At 46.5% G+C, this 13,552-nt stretch carries 24 protein-coding genes; all 24 read left to right on the top strand.

The genetic code is table 11. The features are described from left to right. The first annotated feature begins 113 nt into the window (after positions 1 to 113). On the top strand, positions 114 to 317 hold the full coding sequence (locus WFK81_RS30605) for a hypothetical protein (protein WP_336791161.1): 204 nt from the start codon (positions 114 to 116) through the stop codon (positions 315 to 317). A gap of 62 nt (positions 318 to 379) precedes the next feature. Beyond that, positions 380 to 1,723 (top strand): hypothetical protein, encoded by a 1,344-nt coding sequence (locus WFK81_RS30600; protein WP_336791159.1) that lies wholly within the window; start codon positions 380 to 382, stop codon positions 1,721 to 1,723. 36 nt (positions 1,724 to 1,759) lie between these two features. Beyond that, the gene (locus WFK81_RS30595; protein ID WP_336791157.1) at positions 1,760 to 4,126 is read left to right on the top strand and encodes a fibronectin type III domain-containing protein; all 2,367 of its coding nucleotides are present in this window, start codon (positions 1,760 to 1,762) and stop codon (positions 4,124 to 4,126) included. Continuing rightward, a complete protein-coding gene (locus WFK81_RS30590; protein ID WP_336791155.1) occupies positions 4,123 to 4,272 on the top strand; it encodes a hypothetical protein in 150 nt (49 codons plus the stop codon). Before WFK81_RS30595 ends, WFK81_RS30590 begins: the two co-directional genes overlap by 4 nt. Positions 4,273 to 4,275: 3 nt before the next feature. Next, positions 4,276 to 4,704, top strand: a complete 429-nt coding sequence (locus WFK81_RS30585; RefSeq protein WP_336791153.1) for a hypothetical protein — start codon at positions 4,276 to 4,278, stop codon at positions 4,702 to 4,704. Then, the gene (locus tag WFK81_RS30580) at positions 4,697 to 4,960 is read left to right on the top strand and encodes a hypothetical protein (protein ID WP_336791151.1); all 264 of its coding nucleotides are present in this window, start codon (positions 4,697 to 4,699) and stop codon (positions 4,958 to 4,960) included. Before WFK81_RS30585 ends, WFK81_RS30580 begins: the two co-directional genes overlap by 8 nt. Positions 4,961 to 5,291: 331 nt before the next feature. Continuing rightward, a complete protein-coding gene (locus WFK81_RS30575) occupies positions 5,292 to 5,717 on the top strand; it encodes a hypothetical protein (RefSeq protein ID WP_336791149.1) in 426 nt (141 codons plus the stop codon). Between the two features lie 176 nt (positions 5,718 to 5,893). Then, entirely contained in the window at positions 5,894 to 6,244 is a 351-nt protein-coding gene (locus WFK81_RS30570; RefSeq protein WP_336791147.1) for a hypothetical protein, read from the top strand. Positions 6,245 to 6,246: 2 nt separating this feature from the next. Continuing rightward, a complete protein-coding gene (locus WFK81_RS30565) occupies positions 6,247 to 6,918 on the top strand; it encodes a zonular occludens toxin domain-containing protein (protein WP_336791145.1) in 672 nt (223 codons plus the stop codon). Further along, positions 6,908 to 7,231, top strand: a complete 324-nt coding sequence (locus WFK81_RS30560; protein ID WP_336791143.1) for a hypothetical protein — start codon at positions 6,908 to 6,910, stop codon at positions 7,229 to 7,231. Before WFK81_RS30565 ends, WFK81_RS30560 begins: the two co-directional genes overlap by 11 nt. Next, positions 7,228 to 7,578 (top strand): hypothetical protein, encoded by a 351-nt coding sequence (locus WFK81_RS30555; protein WP_336791141.1) that lies wholly within the window; start codon positions 7,228 to 7,230, stop codon positions 7,576 to 7,578. Before WFK81_RS30560 ends, WFK81_RS30555 begins: the two co-directional genes overlap by 4 nt. 124 nt (positions 7,579 to 7,702) lie before the next feature. Beyond that, positions 7,703 to 7,921 (top strand): hypothetical protein, encoded by a 219-nt coding sequence (locus WFK81_RS30550; RefSeq protein ID WP_336791139.1) that lies wholly within the window; start codon positions 7,703 to 7,705, stop codon positions 7,919 to 7,921. A 241-nt stretch (positions 7,922 to 8,162) separates the two neighbouring features. Beyond that, entirely contained in the window at positions 8,163 to 8,987 is an 825-nt protein-coding gene (locus tag WFK81_RS30545; RefSeq protein ID WP_336791137.1) for a helix-turn-helix domain-containing protein, read from the top strand. An 86-nt stretch (positions 8,988 to 9,073) separates the two neighbouring features. Next, positions 9,074 to 9,568 carry a helix-turn-helix domain-containing protein gene (locus WFK81_RS30540; protein ID WP_336791135.1) on the top strand — a complete coding sequence of 165 codons (495 nt, stop codon included), beginning with the start codon at positions 9,074 to 9,076 and terminating at the stop codon, positions 9,566 to 9,568. Between the two features lie 47 nt (positions 9,569 to 9,615). Then, entirely contained in the window at positions 9,616 to 9,951 is a 336-nt protein-coding gene (locus WFK81_RS30535; protein ID WP_336791133.1) for a hypothetical protein, read from the top strand. Continuing rightward, positions 9,945 to 10,202 (top strand): hypothetical protein, encoded by a 258-nt coding sequence (locus WFK81_RS30530; protein ID WP_336791131.1) that lies wholly within the window; start codon positions 9,945 to 9,947, stop codon positions 10,200 to 10,202. The genes WFK81_RS30535 and WFK81_RS30530 overlap by 7 nt, the downstream gene beginning before the upstream one ends. Positions 10,203 to 10,329: 127 nt before the next feature. Next, entirely contained in the window at positions 10,330 to 10,575 is a 246-nt protein-coding gene (locus WFK81_RS30525) for a hypothetical protein (RefSeq protein WP_336791129.1), read from the top strand. Between the two features lie 161 nt (positions 10,576 to 10,736). Beyond that, positions 10,737 to 10,880 (top strand): hypothetical protein, encoded by a 144-nt coding sequence (locus WFK81_RS30520; protein ID WP_336791127.1) that lies wholly within the window; start codon positions 10,737 to 10,739, stop codon positions 10,878 to 10,880. Positions 10,881 to 11,114: 234 nt separating this feature from the next. After that, positions 11,115 to 11,366: a hypothetical protein gene (locus WFK81_RS30515; RefSeq protein WP_336791125.1), complete on the top strand. Its 252-nt coding sequence runs from the start codon at positions 11,115 to 11,117 to the stop codon at positions 11,364 to 11,366. Positions 11,367 to 11,530: 164 nt separating this feature from the next. Next, positions 11,531 to 11,884, top strand: coding sequence for a hypothetical protein (locus WFK81_RS30510; protein WP_336791123.1), 354 nt, complete (start codon positions 11,531 to 11,533; stop codon positions 11,882 to 11,884). A gap of 118 nt (positions 11,885 to 12,002) precedes the next feature. After that, positions 12,003 to 12,167 carry a hypothetical protein gene (locus tag WFK81_RS30505; RefSeq protein ID WP_336791121.1) on the top strand — a complete coding sequence of 55 codons (165 nt, stop codon included), beginning with the start codon at positions 12,003 to 12,005 and terminating at the stop codon, positions 12,165 to 12,167. 466 nt (positions 12,168 to 12,633) lie between these two features. Next, entirely contained in the window at positions 12,634 to 12,837 is a 204-nt protein-coding gene (locus WFK81_RS30500) for a hypothetical protein (protein WP_336791119.1), read from the top strand. After that, positions 12,838 to 12,963, top strand: a complete 126-nt coding sequence (locus tag WFK81_RS30495; protein WP_336791117.1) for a hypothetical protein — start codon at positions 12,838 to 12,840, stop codon at positions 12,961 to 12,963. 294 nt (positions 12,964 to 13,257) lie between these two features. Next, positions 13,258 to 13,521: a hypothetical protein gene (locus tag WFK81_RS30490; RefSeq protein ID WP_336791115.1), complete on the top strand. Its 264-nt coding sequence runs from the start codon at positions 13,258 to 13,260 to the stop codon at positions 13,519 to 13,521. Positions 13,522 to 13,552: the final 31 nt, after the last annotated feature.

Genomic DNA, 13,552 nt, shown 5'->3' with positions numbered 1-13,552 from the left:
TCCGCGACGCATTCGCAAAAATAACAGGTCGGGGTCGGCATGACGACGATGATCTGGACTATGACGAATCGCGCGATTAACTATATTAACTAAAACTAGGGAGGAATTTAATTATGGCAGGAACAGGCGTAGGTAATATTTTCAGTGGGGTAACAATGGATTGGGGCTTTAGCGTATCGGATATCTGGTCGAGCTCGATGGGTATTTTCGCTTCACTGGCCGGATTCATCGTACTTGGTATGGTTGTAACGTTCGCTCCGCGTCTTTTCGGCTTGGTTCGTAAAGCGGTTGTTGGTGGCGGCGGCAGAAAAGGATAATCAATTACGCCGAAAAAGGGGCGGGGTGAACCCCGTCCCTTTTTTTTTGGAGGTTAAAGGCCATGTGGAAGAAAACAACCCAGCTGCTCGTTGTTTTGCAGCTCCTTGCGCTGCTGGTCACAACGGCCGTAAGTGCAGCGCCTTGGTCGGTGCCGGAATCCCCGGTCATCGGCTCACAGTTGATTTACTTAAGTACTCGGGACGAATATTGGTTGAATTATTACGGATGGGACGAGTCAGCGGATTCATCAAGACTCAATTACTGGACAACAACGGGCACTTATTACAGCGCCGAAAGTCATAACCCGCCAAACGGAAGTTGGTACTTAACGTGTAACGGAACCTATATCCTAGAGGTCTTTGCCAACGGGGTAAAGGTCGGAGAAACCAAGCAATGGACAACGACGAAAATAAAGAATCCTGCTTGTCGGTCTTACGATAACGCCGATTCATTGAAAAATGATCTTGGGGTTGCCGTCACCGATAACGGCGACGGAACAAGCACAATGACGTGGAATAGCATTCCTGGTGCAAACCATTATGACATTTACAAAGACGGCAACAAGATCGGAGAGACGACAGGGACTTCTACAAAAATAGATAGTGCCGGAGGATACACGGTATCCGCGGTCGATTCAAACGGCAACGTTATCGGGGAATCCGATTATATTGCTCCGCAGCCGTCAACGGGCGGCGGATCGGACGGCGGCAGCGGCGGTTGTGATGGATGCAAGCTCATAACCGATATGCTGGCTTGTCCGGCTTGGGATGATTACATGGGCGAATGGGAATCGATGCTGCATCGGGTTTACCAGCCGCCAAACTGGCAGCAAGTCGCAAATGTTATGCGGGACACCATCGTCCCGGCCATGGGGCAGGAGCTTATCAATCGTTCCCCGGAAATGGCCAAAATCTTTGCAGATGAATTTGAAAGCCGGGAAAAACCCGTCGCGCCGCCGCCAATGCCGCCAGCAGCCTATACGCCGCCTTCGGTTCCGCATATGACGGACTTACCAAACAAGATTGATTCCGATGTTACTAAGGATGTACCCAGCTTTGAACCCGACTATTCGGGTTCGCAAGGCTTCACGATTCCCGACCCACTAGATATTAAACTGAGCGATCAGGACGGCGGTTACACCTACCCGGATAAGACCGATCAGGCCGCGCCGGACTATCAAGGAACGGAATCGGAAGTCGAGCAGCCGCCGCAATACAACGTGCCGGAACCTTCGCAAAGCCCTTCAAGCTGCTTATTTAATTCCACATCGGGACTTTTATGTATGCCAGATTACCAAATGCCGAACTCAAGCCCTGCGCCGGATTATCAGACCAGTGAGGGAAGCGACGGCATCCCAAACTATCAGACGGCGCCGGACAATCCGCCGCCTAGCTATTCCCCTTAAAGGAGGGGCAGAAGAATAATAAAAAGGTGGGGGAGTATGAAAAAGAAGTTAGCTGTATTAATGGCTTCGGTATTGGTTTTAATGATGGTTGTCCCTTTAACTACCGCTTTTGCTTATGCGGGTGGTTTGTTGAATGGTAAAGCATTAACGGTTAGTACCACTATTACGACTGCTGATTCTGGTACAACACTTTACGCAACTGATAACAACAACACGAGTTATTGGAATTTGGGCAGGCAATACCTCTACTATACGTTTGCTTCTCCTGTAACTATCAACGCTTATCAAATTAACGCAGTTTTGAGGGGTTCATCTAATCTTAGTTTATATTTTTTTGATGAATCAGGTAGTGTAATTTCTTCAATAGCAAGTTTGCAATTGAACAAGACATCGGTAAAGACTTCAATTACACCTGTCTCTGGTGTTAAAAAAGTTGCGGTTTATAACGGTCATTCCTCTGATTCGGCCGAAGTGTATGAGTTTGATGTATTTACCGCTCCTAATTATTCGGGTGGCCTTTTAGATAATAAATCGATTTACTTAACCGATCATACGCCTTTAACCGATCTTACTCAGCCTAAAACGGGTATGACGGACAATAACGAAGCGACTTCTTATGTTTGGCCTAGCGGTAATTATCTTTTTTATCAGTTTTCTAGTGATGTGAATGTTACGGGTTTTAGAGCTAAATTTACATCGTCGGGCAACGTCAAAGTTGTATTTGTAAATAGTAGTCAGCAGGATATCAGTTCTACCACTTCAACAGGTACAGGTTCGTTAGAGCCTGTTACTTTAACGGGTGTAAGATATGTCCGTTTATTGTCTACAACTGGTGTGCAAGTAACGATGCAGGAATTTAATGTGTATGGTTCTGTACCAGACATAACGCCACCAGCTGCACCAACGGGTTTCATATCAACCGCATCGGATGCGATAAAGGGTACTTACTCGATGGGTTGGGCGGCTAACACGGAATCGGATATGAAGGAATACCAGCTTTGGCAAAATGGCTCCTTGTTAGTGACGCTGCCTAAGACTTCAACGGCTTATATGGCAACCGGCTTGCAAGCTGGGCAAACGTATCAATTTGTTTTAAAGGCGGTTGATACAGCGGGAAATGTCTCGACAAACAGTAATACGTTGAGCTTTACTATGCCGAAACCGCCAACCAAACCAACAGGATTGTTTGCAACAGCCTTGCCGATCGGGGAGAAAATCGAGCTGCAATGGCTGGCGAATCCGGCAGCTGACGACGTGGCCGGATACATCGTTTACCGGGACGGGGAAAAGATGGCGACGGTAAGCCGGACACTAGCGGTCATTAGCGCAGAAGCGAACAAGGAATACACCTACACGGTAACGGCCTATAATTCCGTCGGCCTTGAGAGTGAAAAAAGCGAGGGCGTTAAGGCAACAGCGCTTGTAACGCCGGACACCACGCCGCCGGACGAGCCTAAATCGTTAAAGGCCGTCGGCCTTGAGGGGAAAATCCAACTCAGCTGGAATAAAAGCACGGCTTCGGACGTGGACGGTTATTTTATCTATCGGAACGGAACCCGGATTAACGCCGAACCCATTACAACTAACTCTTTTGAAGTGCTGGGCGGCACATGGGGAACGCTCTACCGATTCCAAGTGACGGCCGTCGATAAGTCCGGGAACGAAAGCGGCAAGAGCAACGAAGCAACGGCCACGCTGCTTAAGCCCTCCGATACCACGCCGCCAGCCAAGCCGACAGGATTAACGGCAGCCATTACGTCGGATGCCATGTTCATTAAATTAAATTGGGGCGCGGTTACAGACAATGCCCTAGCCGGATATAACGTTTACGTTTCTTCGGATGGCGTGGGGTATGAAAAACTTAACGCCGCATCCGTCAAAGAAACCACGTTCTTACATCCCTACAATGAAGGGAATCTAACGTTTTACTTTCAAGTGACGGCCGTCGATGAAGCCGGGAACGAATCGAAGCCAAGCAACACGGTCAAGATCAAAACCCCGACGCGCGTTCCAGATGGCGAAGTGAACCCGACGAAGCCTAGTTTAATCGTCAGCTGGGAAGCCATAACCGGGGCTACAGCCTATTTAATCTACTATGACGGTAACTTAGTCGCTAACGTGGGAACCAACGTCCTACAGTACGAAATCAAGGCCAATCAAGGCTATGACCCCAATAACCAAAAGGAAGTAGTCATAAAAGCCAAGTTCATAGACGGCTCAGTGGGGCAGGATGCCACGAAAAGCGGAAATTGGGGCATTAACCCGTTAGACCTTGTTCAAAGCTCTATGGCCGTTGTAGCGTCTCTAGCCGGGTTTTTCCTGCTAGGCGTGGTTATCGCCTTGTTCCCTAGAATACTCAGAATGGTTCGAGCAGCCATAAGGCAAAGGAGGGGTTATCAATGACGGCAGCTGATTATTTAAGCGGCGGATTTAAACTCATTGGCGTTGCGTCGCCGTTCCTTATCGTTTCGCTTGCAATTTACTACTCGCGAGAGCTTATCGGCGTTGTACGTAATGCGGTATTAGGCCGGGAACGTCAGGAGTGGTAGCCCTTGTTTAAAGCCATAGCAGACGGATTCGGGTATCTGTTCTCAGTTATCTGGTCGGCGGTTGTTTGGGTGATGAACGGCTTATACAGGCTCTTCCAGCCTGTATTCGAGTTCATTGGGGCAATCTTCTACTTTGTCTATAAGCTGGGCGTTATTCTCTACAAAGTGTTAGAAATCGTCCTAGCCATTGGCCGGATGCTGATTGGCCTTAGTACCGGGCTTTTCAAAACGATTCTAGGCTTGTCTTATAATCCGGCAACGGCTTCGCCTATTCCGGAAAGCTATTCAAGCGTTATAGCCAAGCTGCAGCCAGCGCTGGAAACTTTGCAGTTTAACAAAGTAGCTTACGTTCTGATGTTTGTTATTTGGATTACAACCGCCATATTCGCTATGCGGATTATTGGCGGCTTTAGGGGGGCAGGCGGTGAATAATTTCATAGATTCGATCTTTGCCCCGGTTCTCCAGTTCTTGCAGCTGATGATAGACAAGATCAACGGCATCGGGACGATTAGCGCCAAGGGGATTCGGCTTAATGATTACTTTGGTTTTTTCTCAATACTAGGCTCCGCATGGACGGGGGTTATCACTTCATTCCTAACGGCGCTTATGTTCCTTTTCATTCTGTTCATGATTCAAAAATACAGCCGGGTTCTTCTCTGGTTCAAAGACTTAATCAAATGGTGGTGATCATATGCCGGACAGCTTAAACCTTGTTTTTCAATACTTCCTAGCGGTTGGTTCAGGAATTGGCCTAGGACTGGTACTTACAATCGGCGGCGTTTATGTAGCTTATAAAAAGTTTTCTACGCTGCAACTCAGACGAACTAGCAAAGCCCGTAAGTAGTATACAGATTCCGGGGAGCTGCGGCCCCGATCGGCGTTGGCCAACTGATCTTATGTATACGGATTTCCGACCAGGAATCACGCTGCAGCGTGAAATCCGTATACAAAAAGGCATCCGGATCCGCGCCGGCTGCTGAAAAATTGTATACAAAATCAAAGGGAGCGAAACAAATAGATGATTAGAAGAAACGACGAGATTCGGACTTACTTCGGCAAGGCCGTTGTTTATGGAGACCCCAACTATACCTATCATGGCGAATCCAAAGAGTGGATTCGTGACCTAAGCGCAGAGAAAGCCAATCATTGCGAAATTCTAGACATTACCGAAGTTCAGAAAGATCGAATCATTACTTCGAAGTACGTGCTGCCGATAGCAGATGCCACGATTAGCACCAGCAGCGACGGATTGGTATATAGCTTTCATTGCAGCTTGCCGTATTTGCACGAAACGGCTCACCTTGCAGATGTGGAGATTAACACCATTATGGAGCAAGCCTTTGCATACACTGGCCGGACGCAGCCGCCGCCAAAAACGCCGCTGATGCTGGTTGGTCTTGTTGGCTTGCTGGGACTCTTGGCTCTGGTCGGCATGTTCAAATAAAAAGGAGTGGGCGCACATGAGTGAGGATTTAATCAAGTATTTACTAAGCAATTTACGCGATCATGTTGACCAGCTGATGGAGTTGGCGCAAGCCACTGAACCGAATATGGACTTTGTAGATTATCACCATGTAAGAGCGACAGACATTATAACCAAACTTGAAGGAGTGAAAGCAAATGAGCAGCGTGGACATTCAGAGCGCCCTAATGGGGGACATTTATCGCCACGATATGAAGCCGCAAATAGCTGACGTTAAACAAGTCATTGATACCCTGAAAGACAAAATACAGCCCCTCACGCCGACGCAGATGCAATGTATGGGCTACCTTGAACATTTACAGTCCCGGCGGCTCCACGGCGATTCTAGGCCGTATGACAAGCTTATAAAACAGATTCGGGACGATGCGCCGCTTGTCGCGCCGCCGGGCTTCTTCATCCGGGTAATTGAAGCGCTCATACCGCGCACGCAGCACATTGACGGCGAAGCAGCCAAAACCATCAAAGCAGAGAAGGACGGAGGTCGTTAATTATGTATCTGGTCGGTATATCGGGCGCATACGGGAACGGGAAATCTATTACAGCGGTGATTAAAGCCCACCAGTGGGCGGCGGCATCCGGCGCAAAGCTTTTCACGAATTTTCCTTGCCGCAATGCCTATTTGTTTGATCATTACGAGGATTGGTACAAGGTAGCCGATGCCCACGGCTCTATCATTTTGTTTGATGAAGCCCAGCGAAATTGGGATAACAGGACGTGGGGAGGGGCTGGACAGGTCATAATGACTCAAGTACTGAACTATGTACGCAAAATGAATTGCCTTATCATCTTCATTCTGCCAAGCTTCCAGAACGTCGATAAGCGTATCCGCGAAATGACAGACCTTTTTATCGAATGCAAGAAGCTGCCATCCGGCACGATCATCAATGACGTTTACGATCATACCGCGCAGGACTTCGGTCCGAAGGGCAAGCATTTGCAGAAGTGGACGCTGCCCGTCAGTTCCCAAAAGCATATTCACCAGCTCAAGCTTTACAACACGCATTCAATGATTCATAAGTTTCCAACCCCACCACCAAACAAAGAGGAACAATTCTTTGAAGAATTAGATAGGAGACACAATGCGGCGTTACAGAGGGTTTATGGCACGGATTATATGGAAATCGAGACGTTATCCAAGGAGGGCATCACTTTTGCAAGCTGAAGCTATTCGGGAGCCCCGGCGCTGGGCGTATATGAAGTTACTACACGGCAAGCACGTCAATCCGCTGCATCTTATGTCGATGCTGCAACGGGAGCAGGAAAAACGGCAATGGGAGCTTATCCGGCGCATGTGCAAGGCGACGGGAAGCGTGGCGGTCGGCGCTCGCTTACTTACGCGCCGCCAAAGAGAGAAATACGCAGCCAACCGGGTTCGGGAAGGTAATCATACGTTTTACCTGTTTGATCGGAAGTATTGCCCCGCGGATATCGGCATCCGCATCGATCTACAAAGTCAGGAGGATGTGCAGCTATGAATGAATGGGCAGAGCTGAAAGAAGAAAAGCAAAAAACCAAGTATCTGCTTTGGTACAGAATCCTTAATGTCGTATGTCTGCTTTCCATTTTGCTTATACCCATTATGCTTTTTAAATTGGCCTTTGGCGTTTTCTCTTTGAGTTTCAACGAAGCATCAACGTCGGATAATCTACAAGCCTTTTCACGCGTTATGGATACGGACGGCGGGAAGTATCTTGTCAGCGGAACCATTCTCTATTTTTCCGCTATCATGACCGCTATCGGAAGTACGATCTACATTGTCGTGCGGCTTTGGGGTTATGACATCAGCATAGTAAAAAGAAAGTTATGGACGTTACCAGAATGATGTATACAAAAAATGCAGCTGCCGGCGATTCCTGGTCGGTTTTTTGTATACATAAAATCACGTGGCCAACGCAGATCGGGGCGGCAGCTCCGGGGAATCTGTATACGAATAGGAGGGATGAATTGTGTTAATCGCTCAGACGGCTCAGAAAGCCCGTCCATACGCTCCAATGACTAAGAGCGAGGTTTTCTATGTCTTCGAGAAGAAAAGGGAATACAGGGGGCTTCTAGCGCTTATAGACGCGTCTTTATACGAAGGGGACGGAAGGAAAGCGGCACAATGCCGGGTTCAGGCGGATATGATTCAGCGGGAATTGTATCAGAAATACGATGTAATCATTTAGAAAATATTGGACAGCTTGGGGGAACGGGGTTAATATGATTATTAACTTCATAAAAAACCAAAACCCCTGAATGGCTGGGAACCATCCAAGGGTTTGTAGTCGAAATGCTATTCGCGTAGCAGATCAACACTGGTATAGGGGTTATTATACCCTATTTTGTTGAGCATGTTAAGCGGCGGATAGCATATCCGACCGCTTTTTTATATTTCATACCAAATTACTAGTTCAGGAGATGTTGAAAATGACCGAAGCCAAAATTACTAGCAAGCACAGACCGCCCGTAAGCGTTCCTATCGAACTGTTAGAAGACCAGAACCTAAGCAGCAGCGAGAAACTGGTCTATATTGCCCTGTACAGCTTTGTAAACGCCCATACGCTCCAAGCGTTCCCCTCCGTCTCTAAAATCGCTCAGCTGGCAAGTGTGAGCGAGAGAACGGTACAGCGAGTGATGACCACTCTTGCGGAAAAGGGATACCTTACAAGGGAAGCTCAATATCGTTATGACCCAAAGAACAAAACCGCCCGTCAGACTTCTAATCTGTACAGCTTAGATATTCCAGAGAAGAAGGATGTACCGGGTGACACCATGTCGCCCCTACCCGGTGACACCATGTCACCCCCCCCGGTGACACCATGTCACCCCCCCGGTGACACCATGTCACCCCAAGAACTAAAAGATTTTAATTCTTTAACTGATTCCATAATTAATAATGATATTAGCCGCAAGCGGTCTATCGAATTTGTTTTTGATCAATTTAAAACTGAAATCACAAAAGAACGGTTTGAAAAAGTAGTACAACGGGTTTCCAGCTATAAAACAAACGACTTTACTGCATGCCTACATACAGCTGTACAAAACGAAATTTCTAACATGCAAGTAGCAGTAGCAACAGCAGATGAAAAAAGAGCGTCCCGATCTGAGAGCAAACCAAAACGCACATATAGCCGTAAGCCGAAATTAGCATTGGCCGGAGAAGGTAAAGAAGAACCAACGGGAACGGATATCGACCCGGACAAATTAGAGAAGATGCGCGCTCTTGCTCGCAAGCTGGACGGAAAGGAATAATAGGCGCGGTTAGCGAAAGCTTTACGTAAGTAAAAACCTCAGTAAAAGTGCTTACTAAGTGAGTGTAAGAAAGGGTGAAAACTTGCGTGAAGCTTAGAGTTAACGAGTTATCAAGTGAGCTAGGAGAGTCCGCACACGTAATAAGGAATTGGATTAAGGAATTTAGGACGTTTATTCCCATTGAGAAGGCCGAGAACGGCTATAACCTGTTCCCGCCGGAAGCCGTCGAAGTGTTTAAGACGATTCAGCGGCTCCATAGGCAACAGGGGTTCTCTACCCGGCAAATAGAACACTTCTTAGCGGGAACGGGCGGTGAGGAAGTAGCAGCGGCGGCAGAGGTGGCCGCGCCAGCTGCTGCGACAAGCGCGGAAGTCGCGGAGCTGAAAGCCATGATAGCGGCCTTGTCAGAGCAGCAGCGCAAGCAAGAGGAATTTAACCGGGAGCTGCTTAACCGTCTGGAACAGCGGGACAAGGTGATTACAGAATACATCACGGAGCGCCGACAACTGATGCTGGAAGAACAACAGAAGCCGCAAGAGGAACCGCCGAAGCCGAAACCGTGGTATAAACGGATGTTTTGAAAAGTGTAACAAAAATCATATTGACACCAATGGCCTATGTCTATATTATGAAAACTGTAACAGAAATCAAAGAAGGTAAGGTGATTCTTTTGAAAGATGAATTTTTAAAAGTAAACAAGTTTTTGGCTAAACGGGTGGGACTTAACGAAGCTATCCTTTTGAGCGAATTAGTATTTCGACAACACATTCAAAATCTGGACAATGAGGGCATGTTCTATTGCACCGTCGAGACGATTGAGGACAATACGACACTAAGCAAGTACCAGCAATCTAAAGCAATCGGCACACTGGAAAGCCACGGCCTAATCTCGACGAAGACAAAAGGACTTCCGGCAAAGCGTTACTTTAAAATCAATGAAAAAGCGATTACGGAACTATGCTAAAGATCGGGCGCGGCGGCAACCGGGCCGGGGCTGGACGTAAGAAGTCCGGGAAGACAACGAAGCCCGTCCGGCTGCTGCTGAATGATGAAAAATGGCTGATGGTGGACAAGATCGTCCAGCACACAAAACGCCCTATGAGCGAAGTGCTTGCAGATATCGTCGAACACGGTTTAGAAGTTAAGCTGTTAGAGTTTATGCGGAACGATGGCACATACGAATGGGAGGAAGCGCGTGAGACTGACGGGATTTAGTAAAGGGCTGTTGCTTGGTATCGTGATCGGCGCTATCGGCGCAAGCTGGCTGCTTGGAGAGAATCTATTAAGCTTAGTAAAAAGCTGAGTAAAAGTTCTTACTAAGCTAATTAACGGGGGGTTTGATATGAATATTTCTTCTAACACTTCGCATGTAATTCTAATGGCTTTTGATGATCGGCGAGAGGCCATCAATAATCACTTAGAGGCAGCTAAAGAGCATTGGAACTCTCTGATGGAATTGAATTATGCAATGGATAGTCAAATGGTTAAAGATGCTGCTTCTAGTATTGAATATTGGGAGCAGGCCAGAGAGGAACTTAGAGAAGCTGTAAGTGAATACACGCAATGGCAAATACGGGGGTTGGGGTAGCCATGATTGGATTTATAGAATGGTTTTTGGGGTGTAGCGTTGGAATGTGGCTGCTGGTGTATCTTCTCAAGAAAGATTCTGAGAAAGGTTTTTTTAAGCCAGAGGATGCGGAATAGCAGACATATGTACATAATCCGATATTTTGTGAAGGAGTGATAATCATGGCTTGGAAGCCTGTTCTTGAACAAATTAAGGACATGGATAGAATTGCTAAGAATGAACCGAATGAGCAAAAGGCAAAGCAGCTTATAATGGCTTACCTTCGAGAGATGAAAAAACATGTGCCGGAGAACATGAAAGAGTAAGACATATGTATCTAATACGTTATTTTGTGCAGTAGTCCGGCGGTCTGGAAAATGAGAATCGAAGCAAGCCGGAGAAATCCGGCGGAAATCGGACAAGCCCGGACACGATTAACAGTCTAAAATGAATCATTTTGAGCGATTGTTCCACGGAAGCGAAACGGCCGGATTTGGCCGAATTTGAGCGAATACGGAGGTTGCGAAAGCTAGAAAATTTGAAGACTAGGATGGTTGATTATGAATAATTCGTATGTTGTAACGGCCGTTAAGGTGACTTCTCCAGAAGGACAAGTTAGAGAGCTTACAGCCGATGAAATCGCCGAAATGGAAATCACTATAACAGGAGCTAAAAAAGAGTTTCCACCGCCCAGCAAAAAGGTAGTGGCCGTATGTACTGCTGTTCTAGTTGCTTTCTATGGCGGAGGTACTTGGATGATTTTTCGTGATGATGTAGTCAGAAAATGGCTATTTGGATTATTTGGATTCTAAACGTATACAAATACCTGGTCGCTGCAGCGCGGATCCGCGCCGGCGAATGCGAAATTTGTATACAGAATTAAAACCAGGAATCACCTGCAGCTGCGTTTTTTGTATACGGAATCGATTCCGGAAGAGCTCCTGCAGCAAAGAAAATGTATACAGGGGGAAATGAAATGTCAGCAAGAACACCTATCCAAGTTCCTACAGAGCTGAAAGAAGCCGTCGAGGAAATGAAATCGACGTTATACGCCAGTACGCATTATGAAGTTATTGAGAAGCTAATCAAGTACTATAACGAGACTGAGGAATGGAAAAAACAGCAGCGCGAACAACGCGAGCTGGACAAGCAGAAGCAGCAGCAAACGATGATTTACCTTGGCGAAGAAACGAAACAGGGTTATATGCAATTCAGCAAGTCTCTAGGATTCGCGTCAGATCAATCGGGTGTACAATTCCTCATCGAACACTATGAAAATTCGATTACAATCGATAAGAAAACGTTTGATTTTGCCCGAACACTCAAATAACCAAAGCCAAGCAGCTGCCGAAGCTGCTATTTTTTTTGTCTTCACCAAGCTGCGCGGAATGGTACACTATAAACAAAAAAATAAAAAAGGAGGACTATAGTCAATCGGGGGTAGATCGGTGGGGCGACATAGGATTCCAGAGGGCGAACGGAAAATCACGGTGACGATCAACCTCAAGCGAAAGATAGTGGACAAGATAAGAGAAGAAGTAGGCGAACCGAAGCAAGTGATTGAAAAAATGATTTTAGATCGATTTGGCGGCGAGGAATCGCCTAAGGGGTAATTTTTTTTTTAATCATGTAGCCGAACAAAATTTTTAACCAGAATTTACGTTCGTGCCGCGCCGCATCTATATTACATACTACTACGTAGTACAGAGCAAATGCACAAATCTTACTAATTCCTTCCAATCCTCATATTTAACCGACAAAATACGACAAAAGTAGTACTTGACTTACTTTTTTAGACGAATTATCCTATTGACATTGAAAGGAAGGATTTTCTTCCTGAGCAAGGTTTGCAAGACAAAAAAAATAATCCAACCCCGAAGAAGTGCTACCAACACTTCGGAACGGGTACGCAAGGCTAAGCCCCTTGCATATCGCACATAAAATCTGCGAATTGGACAGACCTAATTCTATTTGAATTTGCGTCTGTACGCAATACGTCTTTATGTGCTATGGAAAAATTAAGGGGCTGCGCCATAATGGTGCAGCCTTTTATTATTTTTCCAGACGGGAGGGTTAGAAATGGGAGAGCAAGACACGTCGCCCGTTGTCATTGTCGAAGACAAGACAGAAGGCACGACGCTCCATCTGGACGCGTTCACGACAGTAAAGGTAAGGAACGAAGCCACGCTGGGCGATTTGCTCGTATCCACTTTGTTAATGGTGTTAATCGCTATGTTTCTAACGAAATGGATTTACGGCGCAATCATGGGGAGGGACAAGTAAATGGTTTACGATCTCGCCATTCTAGCAAAATCCCAGCTTGCAGCTAAATATGCGATTTTCGGTATCATACCCGTTTATCTGCTCCTGCTGCTGGTCTTTAAAACGGCTTTGAAGGTGAAACGATGATCAATCCAATTGAATTGTTTTTCCTCTGGTTCCTGTCTCAAGATTTTGTCCTGTATGTGACCTTTGTCCCAGCCGTTGCGCTCACGTTTTTCCTTAGTCTAATCAGTTTTGTAAAGCGAAAGGGTGGGTGACGATTGGACTTAAAAGGCTTACTGGACATGAATTACTTTTGGTGGGTGTTTAACAAAATACTCGCCGTCGGGATTATCTTCTTGGTTATCTTCATCGCAATAAAGTCAGTCGGACTGTTACTCGAAACCCTTATAAACGCCTTTAGACGGATGGGTAAATGATATGGATATCCATGCTATGGTGTTTCTCGCTGGTGCAGCTGACGACATTCCCATGAAGACGGTTTTCGATGTTCCCGGCTTTTCCGACGACTTTATGTCGCTACTTAAAATGATTTTCTACTTTGTAAGCCCACTGCTTGTCATATGGGCAGCCACCGAATTAGGCGGCGATTTACTCGGGGTAATCCGCGACGCATTCGCAAAAATAACAGGTCGGGGTCGGCATGACGACGATGATCTGGACTATGACGAATCGCGCGATTAACTATATTAACTAAAACTAGGGAGGAATTTAA

It is taken from the genome of Paenibacillus sp. MMO-177 (assembly GCF_037147795.1).
Taxonomy (GTDB): Bacteria; Bacillota; Bacilli; order Paenibacillales; family Paenibacillaceae; genus Pristimantibacillus.
Note: the sequence above shows the minus strand (reverse complement) of the source record. Positions and strands in the feature narration are given on the sequence as shown.

What these genes read in the sequence shown, in the direction of transcription:
- WFK81_RS30605 (WP_336791161.1), top strand. Translation starts at nt 114, where the DNA reads ATGGCAGGAACAGGCGTAGGTAATATTTTCAGTGGGGTAACAATGGAT.
- WFK81_RS30600 (WP_336791159.1), top strand. Translation starts at nt 380, where the DNA reads ATGTGGAAGAAAACAACCCAGCTGCTCGTTGTTTTGCAGCTCCTTGCG.
- WFK81_RS30595 (WP_336791157.1), top strand. Translation starts at nt 1,760, where the DNA reads ATGAAAAAGAAGTTAGCTGTATTAATGGCTTCGGTATTGGTTTTAATG.
- WFK81_RS30590 (WP_336791155.1), top strand. Translation starts at nt 4,123, where the DNA reads ATGACGGCAGCTGATTATTTAAGCGGCGGATTTAAACTCATTGGCGTT.
- WFK81_RS30575 (WP_336791149.1), top strand. Translation starts at nt 5,292, where the DNA reads ATGATTAGAAGAAACGACGAGATTCGGACTTACTTCGGCAAGGCCGTT.
- WFK81_RS30570 (WP_336791147.1), top strand. Translation starts at nt 5,894, where the DNA reads ATGAGCAGCGTGGACATTCAGAGCGCCCTAATGGGGGACATTTATCGC.
- WFK81_RS30565 (WP_336791145.1), top strand. Translation starts at nt 6,247, where the DNA reads ATGTATCTGGTCGGTATATCGGGCGCATACGGGAACGGGAAATCTATT.
- WFK81_RS30555 (WP_336791141.1), top strand. Translation starts at nt 7,228, where the DNA reads ATGAATGAATGGGCAGAGCTGAAAGAAGAAAAGCAAAAAACCAAGTAT.
- WFK81_RS30545 (WP_336791137.1), top strand. Translation starts at nt 8,163, where the DNA reads ATGACCGAAGCCAAAATTACTAGCAAGCACAGACCGCCCGTAAGCGTT.
- WFK81_RS30535 (WP_336791133.1), top strand. Translation starts at nt 9,616, where the DNA reads ATGAAAACTGTAACAGAAATCAAAGAAGGTAAGGTGATTCTTTTGAAA.
- WFK81_RS30530 (WP_336791131.1), top strand. Translation starts at nt 9,945, where the DNA reads ATGCTAAAGATCGGGCGCGGCGGCAACCGGGCCGGGGCTGGACGTAAG.
- WFK81_RS30525 (WP_336791129.1), top strand. Translation starts at nt 10,330, where the DNA reads ATGAATATTTCTTCTAACACTTCGCATGTAATTCTAATGGCTTTTGAT.
- WFK81_RS30520 (WP_336791127.1), top strand. Translation starts at nt 10,737, where the DNA reads ATGGCTTGGAAGCCTGTTCTTGAACAAATTAAGGACATGGATAGAATT.
- WFK81_RS30515 (WP_336791125.1), top strand. Translation starts at nt 11,115, where the DNA reads ATGAATAATTCGTATGTTGTAACGGCCGTTAAGGTGACTTCTCCAGAA.
- WFK81_RS30510 (WP_336791123.1), top strand. Translation starts at nt 11,531, where the DNA reads ATGTCAGCAAGAACACCTATCCAAGTTCCTACAGAGCTGAAAGAAGCC.
- WFK81_RS30500 (WP_336791119.1), top strand. Translation starts at nt 12,634, where the DNA reads ATGGGAGAGCAAGACACGTCGCCCGTTGTCATTGTCGAAGACAAGACA.
- WFK81_RS30495 (WP_336791117.1), top strand. Translation starts at nt 12,838, where the DNA reads ATGGTTTACGATCTCGCCATTCTAGCAAAATCCCAGCTTGCAGCTAAA.
- WFK81_RS30490 (WP_336791115.1), top strand. Translation starts at nt 13,258, where the DNA reads ATGGATATCCATGCTATGGTGTTTCTCGCTGGTGCAGCTGACGACATT.